The organism is Desulfosporosinus hippei DSM 8344, assembly GCF_900100785.1.
Lineage (GTDB): Bacteria > Bacillota > Desulfitobacteriia > Desulfitobacteriales > Desulfitobacteriaceae > Desulfosporosinus > Desulfosporosinus hippei.
The window spans coordinates 167,187-184,585 of sequence record NZ_FNCP01000007.1 but is presented as its reverse complement, the minus strand read 5'-3'; the positions used below and the strand labels follow the sequence as shown (position 1 = coordinate 184,585).

16 protein-coding genes and 1 rRNA gene are annotated in these 17,399 nt (G+C 41.6%); 16 read left to right on the top strand and 1 reads right to left on the bottom strand.

Annotated features, from left to right (window positions below; all coding sequences use genetic code 11):
- The first annotated feature begins 26 nt into the window (after positions 1-26).
- From rrf to BLS16_RS08440, 12 genes are all read left to right on the top strand, one after another.
- Positions 27-142 (top strand): 5S ribosomal RNA (gene rrf / locus BLS16_RS08490).
- 562 nt (positions 143-704) lie between these two features.
- A complete protein-coding gene (locus BLS16_RS23145; RefSeq protein ID WP_143015516.1) occupies positions 705-887 on the top strand; it encodes a hypothetical protein in 183 nt (60 codons plus the stop codon).
- 347 nt (positions 888-1,234) lie between these two features.
- On the top strand, positions 1,235-1,891 hold the full coding sequence (locus tag BLS16_RS08485; protein WP_092332248.1) for a DUF6483 family protein: 657 nt from the start codon (positions 1,235-1,237) through the stop codon (positions 1,889-1,891).
- A 166-nt stretch (positions 1,892-2,057) separates the two neighbouring features.
- Positions 2,058-2,771, top strand: coding sequence for a ClpP family protease (locus BLS16_RS08480; RefSeq protein WP_092332246.1), 714 nt, complete (start codon positions 2,058-2,060; stop codon positions 2,769-2,771).
- Between the two features lie 332 nt (positions 2,772-3,103).
- Positions 3,104-5,464, top strand: coding sequence for a DNA translocase FtsK (locus BLS16_RS08475; protein WP_092332243.1), 2,361 nt, complete (start codon positions 3,104-3,106; stop codon positions 5,462-5,464).
- 64 nt (positions 5,465-5,528) lie between these two features.
- Positions 5,529-6,590, top strand: a complete 1,062-nt coding sequence (gene mnmH, locus BLS16_RS08470) for a tRNA 2-selenouridine(34) synthase MnmH (protein WP_092332240.1) — start codon at positions 5,529-5,531, stop codon at positions 6,588-6,590.
- Positions 6,547-7,332: a DUF3388 domain-containing protein gene (locus tag BLS16_RS08465; RefSeq protein WP_092332238.1), complete on the top strand. Its 786-nt coding sequence runs from the start codon at positions 6,547-6,549 to the stop codon at positions 7,330-7,332. Before mnmH ends, BLS16_RS08465 begins: the two co-directional genes overlap by 44 nt.
- A gap of 24 nt (positions 7,333-7,356) precedes the next feature.
- Positions 7,357-8,124 (top strand): helix-turn-helix domain-containing protein, encoded by a 768-nt coding sequence (locus BLS16_RS08460; RefSeq protein WP_092332235.1) that lies wholly within the window; start codon positions 7,357-7,359, stop codon positions 8,122-8,124.
- Between the two features lie 23 nt (positions 8,125-8,147).
- On the top strand, positions 8,148-8,639 hold the full coding sequence (locus tag BLS16_RS08455; protein WP_014903581.1) for a YajQ family cyclic di-GMP-binding protein: 492 nt from the start codon (positions 8,148-8,150) through the stop codon (positions 8,637-8,639).
- 245 nt (positions 8,640-8,884) lie between these two features.
- Positions 8,885-9,673 (top strand): flagellar motor stator protein MotA, encoded by a 789-nt coding sequence (gene motA / locus BLS16_RS08450; RefSeq protein ID WP_034602104.1) that lies wholly within the window; start codon positions 8,885-8,887, stop codon positions 9,671-9,673.
- On the top strand, positions 9,660-10,445 hold the full coding sequence (locus BLS16_RS08445) for a flagellar motor protein MotB (protein ID WP_092332234.1): 786 nt from the start codon (positions 9,660-9,662) through the stop codon (positions 10,443-10,445). The genes motA and BLS16_RS08445 overlap by 14 nt, the downstream gene beginning before the upstream one ends.
- Positions 10,446-10,620: 175 nt before the next feature.
- Positions 10,621-12,669 carry a YgiQ family radical SAM protein gene (locus tag BLS16_RS08440; protein WP_092332231.1) on the top strand — a complete coding sequence of 683 codons (2,049 nt, stop codon included), beginning with the start codon at positions 10,621-10,623 and terminating at the stop codon, positions 12,667-12,669.
- 210 nt (positions 12,670-12,879) lie between these two features.
- Here the strand turns inward: BLS16_RS08440 and BLS16_RS08435 are convergent, their stop codons facing one another.
- A complete protein-coding gene (locus tag BLS16_RS08435) occupies positions 12,880-13,524 on the bottom strand; it encodes a hypothetical protein (protein WP_092332256.1) in 645 nt (214 codons plus the stop codon).
- A 167-nt stretch (positions 13,525-13,691) separates the two neighbouring features.
- On the opposite strand from BLS16_RS08435, the gene pstS reads away from it, so the two are divergent.
- The 4 genes from pstS (at position 13,692) to pstB (ending at position 17,382) form a co-directional block, all read left to right on the top strand.
- The gene (gene pstS, locus BLS16_RS08430; RefSeq protein WP_092332229.1) at positions 13,692-14,777 is read left to right on the top strand and encodes a phosphate ABC transporter substrate-binding protein PstS; all 1,086 of its coding nucleotides are present in this window, start codon (positions 13,692-13,694) and stop codon (positions 14,775-14,777) included.
- A 62-nt stretch (positions 14,778-14,839) separates the two neighbouring features.
- Positions 14,840-15,784 carry a phosphate ABC transporter permease subunit PstC gene (gene pstC, locus BLS16_RS08425; protein ID WP_092332226.1) on the top strand — a complete coding sequence of 315 codons (945 nt, stop codon included), beginning with the start codon at positions 14,840-14,842 and terminating at the stop codon, positions 15,782-15,784.
- Complete coding sequence (pstA, locus tag BLS16_RS08420; protein ID WP_092332224.1) at positions 15,781-16,617, top strand: phosphate ABC transporter permease PstA; 837 nt, start codon at positions 15,781-15,783, stop codon at positions 16,615-16,617. The genes pstC and pstA overlap by 4 nt, the downstream gene beginning before the upstream one ends.
- 12 nt (positions 16,618-16,629) lie before the next feature.
- Positions 16,630-17,382 carry a phosphate ABC transporter ATP-binding protein PstB gene (gene pstB / locus BLS16_RS08415; protein ID WP_014903573.1) on the top strand — a complete coding sequence of 251 codons (753 nt, stop codon included), beginning with the start codon at positions 16,630-16,632 and terminating at the stop codon, positions 17,380-17,382.
- Positions 17,383-17,399: the final 17 nt, after the last annotated feature.

Genomic DNA, 17,399 nt, shown 5'->3' with positions numbered 1-17,399 from the left:
TCGAAAGAAAGCGAATATCTCAGACATCTGGTGATTATGCCGGAGGGGTTCCACCCGTTCCCATACCGAACACGGAAGTTAAGACCTCCAGGGCCGATGATACTTGGGGCATAGCCCCTGGGAAAGTAGGTTATCGCCAGGTAAACAAGCGACAGACTATCTCTAACGAGGTAGTCTGTCGCTTGTTTTTAATCCAGTGATTGTATGTAAGAATCTGGGGAGTCGGGGTTCCACGATCCACACTGCAGGAGAATGCGTCTGGGGACGCAGTGTGGCGAAAAGCTCATTCCTTCGCCGCGAAGTGTTCCTTTGGGGTAGGGCGGCTCGGCGATACTGTCCACCGGACACTATCGTGCTTTTCGTATACCGAACACGGAAGTTAAGAATCCACATTGCAGGAGTATGCGTCACGAGTCGCAATGTGGCGAAAGGCTCGTCCGCCTTTCGTTCCAGGGCCGATGATACTTGGGGCATAGCCCCTGGGAAAGTAGGTTATCGCCAGGTAACATGCGACAGACTATCTCTAACGAGGTAGTCTGTCTGTGTTTTGTAATACTGATACGAAACGAATGAAAGAATCTGGGGAGTCGGGGTTCCACGATCCACACTGCAGGAGAATTCGTTTCGAGACGCAGTGTGGCGAAAAGCTCATCCGCTTTTCGTATACACGAACACGGAAGTTAAGAATCCACACTGCAGGGAGCGTGCGTTACGAGACGCAGTGTGGCGAAAGGCTCCCCTTCGCCACGAAGCGTTCCTTTGGGGTGGGTGGCTCGGCGATACTGTCCACTGGACACTATCGTGCCTTTGGTTCCAGGGCCGATGATACTCGGGGCATAGCCCCTGGGAAAGTAGGTTATCGCCAGATGGTCTTTCGTTTGTTTTAGTCATCGTTGCTACCCCATTTGGTCGTTTCAAATTCGCCAGTACTGACGAATTTGGGGAGTCGGGGTTCCACGATCTACACTGCAGGAGAATTCGTTTCGGGACGCAGTGTGGCGTAATGCTTGTAAAAGCTTAATTAAGCTTACTCAAATTCGCCGACGTGGGCGAATTTGGAGGAGAGTCGAGGTTCCATCCCTTCGGGATCCACATTGCTGGAGAGTGCATTATATGCCGCAGTGTGGCGAAAGGTGTCTTGCATCCGATTAACTGTAAGGCAATACATTAGCAAGAGACGATATGGTATAATAAGGATATGTGTTTTGGTCACCCCACAGACTATGGAGGTCATATGTATAAAAACGATTATATTATGAAAATGATTGAGCAATTGTCTATAGCAGTCGCTGCGGTTCTAGGATCCAAATCAAAGACCAAAATTGAGGAATGTCATCAAATAGTCAATGAAGCACTTTATGATTTAACAGGCATGAGTGAAGAAACATTACTTAAACTTTCACATAAAGACTTAATCAGCATTATAAGTGGTGGAAAGGAAACGAACATGGAAAAGTGTTTTGCCCTAGCTGAAATGTTGAAGTTGAAAGCGGATGTCGATAAAGAGGATACAGGGCGAAGTGTCAACTTGTATCTCAAAAGTTTGAATATACTTATAGAATTGATTTTAGCCAAGAGTTCACATGGACATAATAGTTATAAGACAATCAATGAAATTGTTGGTGTTCTTAAAAAATATAAAATACCGAAAGAAAGTAATCAGTTACTATTCCGATATTATGAATTTACCGGACGATACGACAAGGCTGAAGATGTTCTATTTAAAATGATTGTGACAATCAATACGGGTGAAATCGTCGATGAAGGATTCGCCTTTTACGAAAGGCTTAAAGGGAAGACACTTGTGGAATTGGAGAATGGGAACCTACCCATAGATGAAGTAATCGAGGGCTTAGATGTTTATCGGAACTTATTGAACAATCCCACATAAGCAGATATGTCACTATGATTATAATTTAGCGCCAGTTAAAATGTATTATTTAAGGAAAAACCTCCATAATAAAAGAGAACCGCACATGAATAGCAATTTTTATGTAGTTAATGGCAGGTATTAGATACCTGAAAAGGTTCTTAACTTAGAGAAGGAGGTTTCATGAGTGCTTTCTAATGAACAGGCTTCACCTGAAGACGATAAAAATGAATCCTTATCAAATTTAAAGGAATTAGGACAGATTCAAATTCCTAGTGTATCTGAACGGATATATTGTTTGCCAATTATTGGACAAATTGAAGGACATCAAATTCTGCCTGCCCAATCCAAGACGACAAAGTATGAACATATTATTCCGCAACTGTTGGCAGTTGAGCAAAACCCCAATACTGAAGGGATACTGGTGATTCTAAATACTGCCGGTGGAGATGTGGAAGCTGGATTAGCGATTGCAGAAATGCTCAATAGCTTAAGTAAACCATCTGTATCATTGGTTCTGGGCGGTGGTCATAGTATTGGGATTCCTATTGCTGTAAGTTGTACAAAAAGCTTCATTGCTCCTACGGGGACAATGACTGTTCACCCCATCAGGTATACGGGATTAGTTATCAATGGTCATCAACAGTTTGAGTACCTTCGAAAAATGCAAGAACGTATTAATCAATTTATTTATTCTCATTCTAAGATAACGCCTGATAAGCTGGAAAAATTCATGTTCACTACAGGAGATTTAGCTCAAGATATTGGGACAATCCTAATTGGACAAGAAGCAGTTGATGCCGGATTGATCCAAGCAGTTGGTGGAGTGAAAGAAGCTTTTAAAGAACTAAATAGCTTAATCCCTTCGAGATCTGAAGAAATAAACAATAACCCGGAATAAAGCAGCGAAAGCTGCTTTTCTTATTTTAGTAAAAAGAACTGGTATGATATTTCATAGTCATAATTGCTTAAAGGTTGCGCCTATGTTAGAGGGTGTCTTCCCGCCATCTATGAGTATAGGGATAACTTGGACATTAAGTCCGGCACTTGGCTTAGGCATTTATTTTGAGTTATCGTTGAGTTAAGGGTTTTAGAGATTTCTAATTCTATTTCATAAAGAAACAGGAATATTCTCTCCTGTGTGGAATTAAATAGAGTTAGGACAAACTTATCTGTACTGTATAAAGTCGTATTCTAAGTTATTAAATTATTGATGTTTGGGGGACTGGTTCATTGGCGAGGGCTAAGAAACGCCGTACGGTAAATAAAAAGATTAATCTGAAAGTAAACTCTTTAAAAGAAACTATACGCAACGAAGTAATTGGAGTTTTTGTTGTGGGAATGGCCTGTTTGGGATTGGTCACAATCTTCTCGGATAAAAGCGGTGTAATCGGACTACAAATTAAACATATTCTTACCGTGTTAGCAGGCAATGGTCGGGTTACGATTCCCCTATTGGTTGGGGTATGGGGGCTTGCTTTTATGAATAAACAAACTCCGCGTTTAGGATATAAGGCCTTAGGAGTGATCCTTTTATGGCTAGTTTTAGTTGGAATCTTGCACCTTCAGTTGCCAGATATCGAGGGCTTTTCTCCAGCTGAAATGATAGACGCAGGTATGCTGGGGCATGGCGGTGGGCTTTTTGGAGCAGGTATTGCGACAATCTTAAAAACAACGATAGGAATTCCAGGAAGTTATGTCGTCCTAATCATGACTTCGATAATGGGAGCTTTACTCATTACTAATCGTTCGCTGGTTCAAGGTGTACAAGAAGTCGGATTGGCTGGAAGAGAGTCTGGACAATGGATGAAAAATCAAATGGGTAATTTTATTGATGTCCTTAAAAATTCCAATCTGGAGGAAGTTAAGGAAAAAGAATTCTCAGCTCAACCGGATTTAAAAGCTGTCAAAAACCCAACTAAGAAAAGTACCTCTCTAAAAACAACTCGAGTTCTTGATCCTGATGTCGTGGAACGGCCACTGGTGATCAAAACCCTAGAAGACCATAATGTGTCTTCTGAGGAAACCAACACACCTCCTAAAGGGCAGATTGGTTTCGAAAAGATGGCCAATCCAGTGCTTGAAAATACGATTATGCCTCCAGGAAAAGTGACAAGCACGCCTGTTTCTCGTCAGACTCGAGAAGACGGAAATTTTCAGCTTCCTCAAGTTATGCTACTAAATAAATCTCTCAAAATTAAAAATCCCAGACTAAATAAGGACTTAGCAGATAACGTTAAGATTCTGGAAGAAACCTTAGGAAGTTTTGGTGTAAAAGTTAAAGTCACTCAGGTCACGCAAGGGCCGGCGATTACACGTTATGAGGCCCAACCTGCACCAGGCGTTAAAGTGAGTAAAATAACCAACTTAGCAGATGATATAGCACTAAGCCTGGCCTCTGCGGATGTAAGGATCGAGGCTCCAATTCCCGGAAAATCTGTGGTCGGTATCGAGGTGCCGAATAAGGAAATCTCTATGGTTCATTTCCGAGAAGTTCTAGAAACACCTGAATATCAAGAAACTACGAGTAAGCTGGCTTTGTGTTTAGGAAAAGATATCACGGGAACCCCAGTGATAGCTGACTTGACTAAAATGCCTCACCTTCTCATTGCTGGGGCAACAGGTTCAGGAAAATCAGTATGTATTAACACCTTAATCCATAGTATCCTCTTCAATGCTCGTCCGGATGAAGTAAAGTTTTTGTTAGTGGATCCTAAAATGGTGGAATTGGCCAATTATAATGGGATTCCTCATTTAATAGCACCAGTTGTGACAGATCCCAGGAAGGCAGCAGGCGCTTTAAAGTGGATTGTTACGGAAATGGAGACTCGTTACGAGTTATTTGCTGCTGCGGGTGTCAGAGATATTGTCCGATATAATTTTCTGCGTTCTCAGGATAAAAATGACGAACATCCACCATTACCTTATGTTGTAGTGATCATAGACGAATTGGCAGATTTGATGATGGTTGCACCGGGTGATGTGGAGGATGCGATTTGTCGCTTAGCCCAAATGGCTCGTGCTGCAGGAATTCACTTAATCGTTGCTACCCAGAGACCGTCGGTTGATGTCATAACCGGTTTGATTAAAGCAAACATACCTTCGAGAATCGCTTTTGCAGTATCCTCCCAGACGGATTCAAGAACTATTTTGGATATGAATGGGGCAGAAAAACTATTAGGGCGTGGCGACATGCTTTACTATCCTATGGGTAATAGTAAGCCCCTTCGAGTGCAGGGATGTTATTTGGGTGATAAAGAGGTAGAAAATGTAGTTTCATTCTTACAAAACCAGGCGAAGCCCGAGTATCAAGAAATACCAAACCTGGATATCGGAGATGTTAAGAAGGAAGAGATGGAGGATGAACTATTTTATCAAGCAGCCCAGCTTTTCATTGAAAGTGGAGCGGCTTCTGTCTCCCTTTTACAACGACGATTACGCATTGGATATACGCGAGCAGCCCGTTTAATGGATTTTTTGGAAAGCAAAGGGGTTGTAGGTGGCTACGAAGGCTCTAAACCTCGAGAAGTGTTGATGACAAGGGGGCAGTTTGAGTTAAAACATGGTCAATGGGGTGATGAAATCGCTCCATAGTTGCATAATACTTCCTAAGGATTTATGATATTAAGTAAGTATATCGAACTGGAAGGAAGTAAAGATGATTAAGGAGATCAATGTCGAAGAACTACGAAATCTAGATAAACCAATTCTGATCGATGTGCGTTCAGAGGGAGAATATGCTGAGGCAACAATCCCAGGGGCTTTCAATATTCCTCTTTTTAATAACGAAGAACGTGCTGAAATAGGAACAACATATACTCAGACTTCACCGAGTTTGGCTAGAGAACTGGGTTTAAATATTGTTAGTCCCAAATTGCCAAGTTTAATAAATCAAGTTGGTGAACTTGCGAAAAAAGGCCCATTGGTTCTTTTTTGCTGGAGAGGCGGTATGCGCAGTAAGTCTATAGCGACTGTCGTAGATTTAATGGGTATCCCCATATATCGTCTGCAAGGCGGGTACAAAGCCTATCGCAACCAAGTTGTAGAATACTTTCAAAAGAAACTGCCATTTCAGGTTGTCGTTCTTCGTGGAAATACGGGGGTAGGGAAGACGGAATTATTGAAACGTCTTCGAGCAGATGGATATCCAGCTATTGATTTAGAGAAACTGGCCAATAATCGAGGTTCGGTTTTTGGGGCAATGGGTTTAGGGGAACCTCCTTCCCAAAAAAAATTTGAAGGATTATTGTATGAAGAACTTGCATCATTAAGAGATTTTTCTTATATTATTGTAGAGTGCGAGAGCAAACGTATTGGAAGAGTGTCTTTACCAGCAAGCTTCTATACGGAGATGCAAGAGGGTATCCAAATACTTCAATGCGATAACTTGGAAAATCGGGTTCAGCGTCTTATATTGGAGTATACCTCAGTGCCTAATGCAATCCAGGAGATTAGAGTAGCCTTAGAAAGACTAATAAAGACCTTAGGGCATATAAAGGTTAATGAACTGAAGGCTTTGTTAGACACAAATTGTCTGGATAAATTTACTGAGCTATTACTTGTAGATTACTATGATAGGCTATATGCTTATCCTAATGAACCAAATTCTAAATATCTCTATTATATAAATTATGAAAAGCCCGAGAGGGCAATAAGGGAGTTGGAGTGCTATCTTGATGAGAAGGTGGCCCAACAAGGCGGAAAATTTACTGTATCTTGAATATGACATTCAGCAAAATAAACCAGGCTTGCTCGGCGCAGTGACAACACTGATAGGCATGCTCGGGCTAAATATTATAACTGTTACCGGAATAGAACCCAAAAGCCGAGGCCTTCTTTTAGAAACTCATTCTGAGGGTAAAGTACAAGCATTACTTAATGCCTTAAATGAAGTAGAAGCAATTAAAGTAACAGCCTTTCGACAACCTACATTGTTGGATCGAATTGCTCTGCGTCACGGTAAACGTTTAGACATGGTCGAGGTAAATCCACCGACTTACCGTTTTGTCCGTGAAGAATTAGGTGTGCTGGTAGACTTTTTAGGAGATACTATAAAAGAAGGCGGAAATCAGGTTATTGGAATTCGAGGTATGCCTCGTGTAGGTAAAACGGAAGCGGCAATTGCGGCTTGTGTCTACGCCAATAAACGGTGGATACTATTGTCCTCTACAATCATTCGGCAAGCCTTAAGAACTGAATTATTACTCGATGAATCAGTGAATAGTATTTTTCTGATTGATGGCATCACCAGTACTACGCGAGGAACTGATGGACATTGGGCCTTATTAGAAAAGACCCTACAAATGCCTACACTAAAGATAATCGAACATCCTGATATATTTTTGCGGGATGGACGCTTGAAAATTGACCTGGATTTTATCATTGAAATCCGCCATCATCAAGAAGATGTGATTCGTTTGGAGGATATCTCTATGAGTTTCACAGCATTCGACATGAGTTGAAAGTATAGAAAGGGGGTTTTGGCAATGGCAGGAGTTGGACAAATGCTCCGGCTCGCTCGGGAAGAAAAGGAATGGAACTTATTAGAAACTGAAGAAATCACAAAAATCCGTGTTCGCTACATTCAAGCGCTTGAAGAAGAGGAATACGGAATACTCCCCGGAGCTACTTATGTAAAGGGATATTTGAGGACCTATGCTAAACAACTGGGTTTAAATCCAGATGAGGTTATTGAACTCTATAGTGTTTCGATAAAGCCTGAAGTTGCACCTGTCATTGAATCACCAGAAAGAATTGTTAAATCACGACCCTCGTGGGTGAGGCCGTTGATCATAGGGGGTATGGCCCTAGTGGCAATAGCTTTAGCTATAGGCATTAAAAGTCTGTACCACCCGGAGGGAACCCCAGAAAACCCGACTTATAGTTCGACACCTTTAATTAGTGCACCTGACCAAGAACCAACTGTACCCTCCCAAACTACACCAGAGTCACCAACCCCCAGCTCCCCTCCCAGTGTAGTAGCCTCAACCCAGGATGGCTTAACAGCGCAACTGGTTTTCACACAGGCCTGTTGGATTGAGATTAAAATAGACGGTCAGGCACCTTTTCAAGGCACCTTTGCAGCGGGAACCAGTAAAGAGGTTAAAGGAACCGATAAAATTGAGCTGGTTTCAATTGGCAACGCAGGAGGGGTTACCGTCACACTCAACGGTAAAGCTTTGCCCAGTTTAGGGAAACCAGGACAGGTTCGTCATAATGTTGTTCTAACTAAAGATACATTAAATCAACTTTAATAATCTTTAAAGGAGAGTTTATTTTGGCTAAAGATTCTTCATTTGATATTGTTTCTAAGGTGGATATTCCAGAAGTCACAAATGCAGTGAACCAGGCTCAAAAAGAACTGGCTCAGCGTTTTGATTTCAAAAACAGCAAGTCTACGATTTCCCTGGAGAGTGATAAAATTATCTTAGTATCTGATGATGATTTTAAGCTCACCAATGTGGTAGATATCCTTGAAAGCAAACTTGTTAAACGAGGGGTTTCTTTAAGAGCCCTGGAATACGGAAAGATTCAACCTGCTGCCGGTGATACGGTTAAGCAAGAGGTTAAGTTAGTCCAAGGGATTGCTCAAGAAAAATCAAAATTAATTATCAAGGCTTTAAAGGACAGTAAGATTAAAGTCAATGCTTCTATTCAAGGTGAAGATATTCGAGTGTCCGGCAAGAATAAAGATGATTTACAGGCAGCAATAGCTCTTCTTCGCAAAGAGGATTTCGGATTAGAATTACAGTTTATAAATTTTCGATAAAAGGTATAGGCCTGTTTGGTGTCTATATTAAGCCCGTTAAGGAATCCTATTAAGAGATTTAATAATAAAATGCTTGGCAAAATCGCCAAGCATTTTATATGTATTTGAGAATATCAATTTAGTTTATATTTTGGATTCATTAATTTAATGGCTTTTTTTATTTCCAGCTAAGAATTTTAAAGGAATTTGTCGAACCGATATTGAATAATAATCTACTATTCGATAAAAGAAAGGACAAATTTAGTATGGAAAAATCGACGTATATTGGTTTGGTACTCGCAGTCATTGCCGTAGGCGTAGGAATGGTTTTGAAAGGCGCCAGCCTTTCATCTCTAGTAAACCCGGCAGCGATTTTAATTATTTTTGTAGGAACCGCAGCAACTATATTTATCGGCTTTCCACTAGATGAATTAAAAGCAGTTCCCAAATTATTTAAGATTTTGTTTACTTCCCAAGTATTAATTTCAAGAAGTGACTTAATTAATCAAATTGGGGAATGGGCAACTGTCAGCAGACGAGAGGGCTTGTTATCACTGGAAAGTAAGGCTGAGGAGATTGAAGATGAGTTTTTGAGAAATGGGATGCGCATGGTTATCGATGGCAACGACCCGGAATTTATTCGAGAAGTGCTTATGGAGAATATCTCGGCCATGGAGGATCGCCATAGACAAGGGGCGCTTATTTTTACTCAAGCAGGAACCTACGCACCGACGCTAGGAGTTTTAGGCGCAGTTGTTGGTTTGATTGCAGCCTTAGGTAATCTTAACGAAGTAGAAAAATTAGGTCATTTGATTTCCGCAGCTTTCGTTGCAACTTTGCTGGGGATTTTTTCCGGTTACGTTTTGTGGCATCCCATGGCTAATAAATTAAAGCAAAAATCCAAAAAAGAAACCCAAATCAAGATGATGATGGCAGAGGGTCTTTTAGCGATTCAGGCCGGTGAGCCAGTATTATCGATCAACCAAAGATTAGCGGTCTTCCTCACCCCTAGTGAGCGTCAAGTAATGGAGGGAGAAAAAGGTGAAAAAGCATAAGAAAGAGCATCATGAAGAACATATTGATGAGACATGGTTGATTCCTTATGCAGACTTATTAACCTTATTATTGGCTTTATTTATTATCCTCTTTGCATCTAGTCAAGTCGACGAAAAAAAGTACACCCAGATAATGGCGGGCTTAAATAGCGCTTTTAATGGCGGAGTGAACATTTTTGAAGCATCTGATTCTATTAAATTGGATGATGTATCTCCTAGTGATGTTGCAAGCTTAGAGCAGAATGGCACTGGTCAAAATCAAGCCTTAAAAGATATGCTGAATAAAGAGAAGAATGACATGGAAGCTATTAAGAAAAATCTGGATACATTTATTGCAGAAAATGGCTTGACTATGCAGCTCCAGACTAAGCTTACCAGTGATATGTTGAGGATTACAATCCAAGACTATGCCTTATTTGATTCAGGAAAAGCCATTGTAAAACCAGAAGCGCAAAAGCTAGCGACCGTTATTTCAAACATGTTAAATATGTATCCTGACTACAAAGTGGAGGTTGCAGGGCATACTGATAATATTCCAATTAAAAACGCTGAATTCGATTCAAACTGGGATTTAAGCTCGAGACGATCCTTAAATTTCATGAAGTATCTGTTGCAATCTAATAACATTAACCAGGCTAGATTTCGTTCTATCGGATATGGTGAGTACCAGCCCATTGACACGAATAAAACACCCGAAGGACGGGCTAAAAATCGTCGTGTAGAGGTAAACATAATTCGAAATACAATCGAAGCAAAAACTATTGTCCCTTAAACAGGCGATGCCCCCCACTTTTAACAAGTGGGGGTGATTTCTTCCTAAGCTTTAAGAGGTATAGACATATACCTCCGCAGCAGTTCGCTGGACAAGACCTGAATAGGGTAGTATATTTACTGAAGACTTGTTGTTCAGCGTTAGCTGAGCAGGTTAACGATAGAAAGGTGAAACAATGCGCACACTAAACTTTTTGCCAATATGTAAAGCAGATATGGAGGCTTTAGGCTGGGATGAACTTGACTTTCTCTTAATTACCGGAGATGCCTATGTGGATCACCCTAGTTTTGGTATAGCTATCATTGCTCGTGTTTTAGAGAAAAAAGGGTTTCGGGTTGGAATTATAGCTCAACCTGATTGGAAAGATCTTAAAACATTTAAAGTAATGGGAAAGCCTCGTTTGGCCTGCTTGATTTCTGGCGGGAACCTGGATTCAATGGTTAATCATTATACTGCTGCTAAAAAGAAACGACACAAGGATGCTTATTCTCCAGGAGGAGAGTCGGGTCTTCGTCCCGACAGAGCGACGATTGTTTATTCTAATCGTGTAAGAGAGGCTCTGCCAGGTGTCCCCATAATTATTGGGGGGATTGAGGCTTCTCTCCGGCGCTTCGCCCATTATGACTATTGGAGTAATGAGGTTAGAAGATCCATTCTGCTGGATAGTCAGGCTGACTTGCTGGTCTTTGGGATGGGTGAGAAGCCCATTGTGGAAGTTGCTCAACGGCTGGATACAGGGGAACAAATTGAACAGATAACAGATGTCAAAGGGACTATGGTGCTACTTTCAGAGAGCAGTAAACTTCAAGAAGATACTTTGGTCCTGCCAAGCTTTGAAGAAGTCTCAAAGGATAAGAAAAAATATGCTTCAGCTTTTTGGATACAATACAATCAGCAAGATCCTTTTACAGGAAAGCCAATGGTACAATCCCATGGTCGAAAAAGTGTCTTGCAGAATAAACCCTCCATACCTTTGAATCAGGCAGAAATGGATGCAATTTATTCTTTGCCCTATACAGGAACTTATCACCCATCTTATACAGAGGCGGGGGGAGTACCGGCAATTGAAGAAGTAGAGTTCAGCTTGACAAGTGTAAGAGGATGTTTTGGATCTTGCTCTTTTTGTGCTTTGACGTTTCATCAAGGAAGAATCGTTCAAAGCAGAAGCGCTGAATCGATTATTCGCGAAGCAGAGAAAATGACTTGGAATTCTCGTTTTAAAGGCTATATTCATGATGTAGGTGGTCCAACAGCTAATTTTCGACGACCAGCTTGTAAGAAACAATTATCCAAGGGAGCCTGTTCCCATAGACAGTGCCTTTTTCCTGAACCGTGCTCAAAATTAGAGGTTGACCATGAGGAGTATATTGATCTTTTGCGCCGCCTGCGCAGCTTGCCTAGAGTAAAAAAAGTTTTTGTCCGCTCAGGTATCCGCTATGATGCAGTGCTAGCGGATCGTAAATCAAAGTTTATTCGTGAGCTTTGTGAGCATCATGTCAGCGGTCAATTAAAAGTTGCTCCAGAACATGTCAGTGACGAGGTTCTTAGATTCATGGGCAAACCGGGTAAAGGTGTTTACGAAGAGTTTGTTCAGGAGTTTCGTAAGGCCAATGAGAAGTTAGGGAAGCAACAATATTTAGTTCCATATTTAATGTCTTCACATCCTGGAAGCACAATTAAGGAAGCTGTTGAATTAGCTGAATATGTTCGGGATATGGGTGTAAATCCGGAGCAAGTGCAGGATTTTATTCCAACCCCTGGAACTCTCTCAACTTGTATGTACTATACAGGCTTAGACCCTAAGACAATGACACCAGTTTATATTCCAAGAAGTATGCATGAAAAAGCAATGCAGAGGGCATTGATTCAATATCGTAATCCTAAAAATCGAGCCTTGGTTGAAGAGGCTCTACGCTTAGCTCATCGGGAAGATCTAATTGGCTTTGGGCCAAAATGTTTAATTCGCCCTAGAAATTATGTCAAAGATGCTCAAAATGAGGCGGGTAGTAAAAAAGGTAAAAAGCCTACCAGACGATCTGGTATGAAGAAAAAGGATCCATCTGCTAAAGAGGTACCGGGAAAATCTTCTTCTTATAAAGGATCACCAGGGAATGCTAAAAAAAGTGTTGTAATTAAGTCCGATCGGGTTCAGCCCCAAAGTAAACCCGAGGGCCCAAAGGATGTTAAACGAAAGAAACATGCCAGCCCAAAAAAGATCAAGTGATTCTTAGCTTCAGATGGAGTTTGCCTAAGAGGAATACTTACTCCAGCTGAAGCTTAGAAGAACTTATCCAGGGACGTAGCAGCCGTTATCTCCCAACTTATAGAAGATGGGAGTCTTACGGCTGGTAGTCATCGGATAAAATAAGGGATTTCAAGGCCCCTAAGCTGAAAATTAGCTTAGGGGCCTTGTTGATATTAAAATATATCATTATTAATAGAGTTCCGCCCCGAACTCATCAATCAGAGTAGTCTCAACATCATCAAGACTTATTCTCCCTAATTCCTTAAGATGGCCATCTTCCAACCATTCTAGGTAATTTTCATAGGTGAAGTTTGGATCATCATAGTAAAATTTCAGAAGAGAAAAAGAAAAACCCGCTGAATGAGGATCCTCATCATAACGAAGCAGGTAGTATTCAGTGTCTTCAAGTTTACTCTTAAAAAAAACAGCTTCTCCAGGTACAATCTGCACCACTTTAGCATCCTCATACTGACGATTGACGAATTGAAGAGTAAATGCCTGTAATGGAATCTGGTTATTAGGATGGTGGTCGGTAGTTACACCTGATTCCGGTAGTGGGTTGCTAATTGGCTGTTGTAAAGTTTCCCAGGTATAAACTGATTCGGTAGACAGATCCTCTTCCATCTGTTCAGCGATAACTTCCAACCGGCGTGAAACAACTGAGGGGAGACGGAATTCGGGGCATGAAGTATTGCGACAGTGATAGACAGGAACATTATTCACACGTCCGACACCGTGGGCTAAATCAATTGGAATCGTCCTGGCTGTCAGATATCCTATATCCCCACAACCGCACATTTCTGTAGGTTCTAAAAGTTCATCTTCATCAAACACTGATTGCACCTCGCTAAAGATTAATGTAAGTAAATTCGCCAAGTTTAAGATAATTCCTCTAAACTTATACATTAAATCTAGCCAATTAACGCAAACTTTAAAACAGATAAGATTTTTTATCAAAATACTTACTTATCAAGCACTAGAACCTTGAAGGGGGGATAATTATGTCTATAAGAAAATGGAGACTAATGGTTTGGATGGCCGTCGTAGTTTTGACAATTTTACTTACTGGGTGCGGAGGAGAAAACAAAGAACCAACCGGACAAGAAAAAAGTGATTCTGCTAATCTCACTGGCTCAGGGAGTTCATTTGTTTACCCTTTATTAAATCAACAAATTGAAGAGTACCGTAAAAATAACCCTAAGATTTCCATCAATTATCAAAGCACAGGTAGTGGTGCAGGAATAAAACAAGTTTCTGAGCAAACCATTGATTTTGGGGCAACTGATGGTCCGATGACAGATGAACAGCTCAAATCAGCAAAGGGAGGAAATCTGCTGCACATTCCTTTAACTCTAGGTGCCGTAGCGGTTACCTACAATCTTCCGAGTACTCCGAAGGATTTGAAAATTAGCCCTGGGGTTCTAACGGATATTTTTCTCGGCAAGATTACAAATTGGAATGATAAAAGAATTGTCGACGATAATCCGGGAGTAGCTCTGCCGGATTTACAAATCACAGTTGCCCATCGCTCGGATGGGAGTGGAACCACATATATTTTTTCGGATTACCTAAGCACTATCAGTCCTGAATGGCGAGAAAAAGTAGGTAAAGGGACTTCTTTAAATTGGCCTGCAGGAATTGGCGGTAAAGGTAATTCCGGAGTTGCTGGGGTAATTCAACAAACCTCTGGTTCAATCGGATATTTAGAACTGGCTTATGCAGTTCAGAACAACTTGTCCTATGCCATGATGAAAAATAAGGAGGGCAAATGGACCGCTCCATCTCTCCAAACTACCTCCGCTGCAGCAGCGGCTGCAACAATCCCTGAGGACATGAGGGTGTCAATCGTTAATGCTCCCGGAGCTGAGGCTTATCCGATAGCTGGATTCGCTTGGGCTTTGATCTATCAGAATCAAACAGATAAAGCCAAAGGGACTGCGCTGGTTAACTTCATCAATTGGGCGATACATGATGGTCAGGCGCTCTCAGAGGGGTTACATTATGCCAAGCTGCCTGCTAATTTAGTAAGTCGTGAAGAAGGGATGTTAAAAACCATTACTTTTGAGGGAGAGCCTTTGCTAAAGTAATATTAGTATTGTGTAATCTCGGTGGGGGGCAGAAATGAAGGGAAGGCAAAAGGATTAAGAAAATGAGTAAAAAGCGAAGATTTAAAACTTCTTTAGGGGATCAATTTCTGAGACTTGTCACCTTCCTGATGGCCTTCAGTGTCTTGGTACTCATGGCATGGATGGGATGGCAAATGTTTGATGCTGCGCGACCTAGTATTCATACATTTGGATTTGGCTTTATTACCAGCCGTGTATGGGATCCGGTAAAGGAACAATTTGGAGCACTCCCTTTTATCTATGGCACATTAATGACCTCTCTACTGGCCTTGCTTCTAGCAGCACCCATCGGACTTGGTGTGGCAATATTTCTCAATGAAATGGCCGAATCAAAGTTTCGAGCGGTGATCGGTTTTTTAGTTGAGATGCTGGCAGCTATACCAAGTGTTGTCTATGGGCTGTGGGGGATTTTCGTCTTAGCCCCTTGGTTAAGGGAAACTGTGGAGCCCGGTCTGGCAAAGTGGTTAGGCTTTGTTCCACTATTTCAGGGTACTCCCGTAGGCTTTGGTATGTTAGCTGGTGGATTAATTCTAGCCATGATGATATTGCCGACGATTGCTGCTATTTCTAGGGAGGTTATGGCTTCCGTTCCCAATATGCAGCGTGAGGCTGCCCTTGCTCTCGGAGCGACTAAATGGGAAATGATTAAGGTGGCTGTTTTACCTTACGCTAAGACAGGAATAATGGGTGGAATAATGTTGGGCTTAGGACGAGCACTTGGAGAGACCATGGCGGTAACTATGGTAATTGGCAATCGTCCGGATATTCTTCCTTCTTTATTTGCCCCTGCCTACTCTATGGCGGCAGTGATTGCCAATGAATTTACAGAAGCTACCTATGATTTGTATTTAAGCGCTCTGGTGGAAGTAGGATTTATCCTGTTCGGGATTACATTAGTTCTTAATTTTCTTGCTCGGCTCCTTGTCTGGTCTGTAGCACGTGGGCCTAAGGGAGGAAACTTGGTATGAAGGAATACATTCGAAAATACAAAAATTGGTTAATGTTGAGCATCTTTGTCGCAGCAACTATTATCGCCTTGGTGCCCTTATTTGGAGTTTTGGGGTATGTCTTGAAAAATGGCCTTGGGGCATTGAATATTCAGTTTTTCACCAACTTACCCAAAGCCATGGGGCTGTCAGGTGGGGGAATGGCCAATGCTATAGTAGGGACTTTGATCATGGTATTAATTGCGAGTCTGATCGGTATCCCTGTTGGGATTCTGGCAGGAATTTATCTAACTGAATATGATCGCCATAGTTGGTTCAGTACAGCGGTTCGTTTTGCAACTGATGTATTAACAGGTATCCCTTCAATAATTGTTGGGATAGTTATATATACCGCCGTAGTATTAAAAATGGGTAACTTTTCGGCCTTGGCAGGTGGTTTGGCCTTGGCAATTATTATGATTCCCTTAATCATTCGTTCCACAGAAGAAATGCTAAAGCTTGTTTCCCATTCAATTAGAGAAGCCGGATATGCTTTAGGTATATCTAAAGGTAAAACCATTTTAAAAATTGTGCTTCCAACTGCCGCCAAAGGAATAATTACTGGAGCAATGTTAGCCATCGCTCGTGTCTCAGGGGAAACCGCTCCTCTATTATTTACAGCCTTAGGTAATCAGTATTGGGCACGATCTCTGAATGAGCCGATTGCTTCGTTGCCAGTTCAAATTTTTCAATATGCTACATCTCCCTATAAGGAGTGGCACCAACTTGCTTGGGCCGGATCCTTAGTATTAATTCTTATGATTATTATTATAAATTTGGCTGCCCGATTTGCATTTCGCTCGAGACATAGTTAGGAGGGGATCTATGTGGGACAGACTTTGAGTGTTCGTAAGCTTGAAGCGTGGTATGGCCCTAACAAGACTCTTAAAGGCATAAATATGGAGATTGAGGCTAATCATGTGACAGCTATTATTGGCCCGTCAGGATGTGGAAAGTCAACTTTTGTTCGTTGTATAAACCGTATGCATGAGACGTTGCCCGGCACAAAGGTTATTGGAGAAATCATTTTAGATGGGGAAAGCATTTATGACCAAGATCCCGTGGCCTTAAGAAAAACTGTCGGCATGGTCTTTCAAAAACCAAACCCGTTTCCTTCAATGAGTATTTTTGAAAATGTAGTTGCCGGGGTACGATTAAATGGTCAGAGAAACAAGCAAAACCTACAGGCCATTGCAGAGAGAAGTTTACGGATGGCTGCTCTCTGGGATGAAGTAAAAGATCGCTTGAATTATTCTGGTATTAGCTTGTCGGGTGGTCAGCAGCAGCGCTTATGTATCGCCAGGGCATTGGCAGTAGAGCCTGCAGTCTTGCTTATGGATGAGCCGGCGTCAGCCTTAGACCCTATAGCGACAACTCACATTGAAGAATTAATTAGACAGTTAAGAGATAATTACACTATCCTTATAGTTACGCATAACATGCAACAAGCGGCACGGATTGCAGATTCCACAGCATTTTTTCTTAATGGAGAACTTGTTGAGCATGGAGCAACCTCTGAAATATTTACAAACCCAAAAGATAAACGAACTGAGGACTATATTACTGGGCGATTCGGCTAGAAAAGGAGGATGTAGGT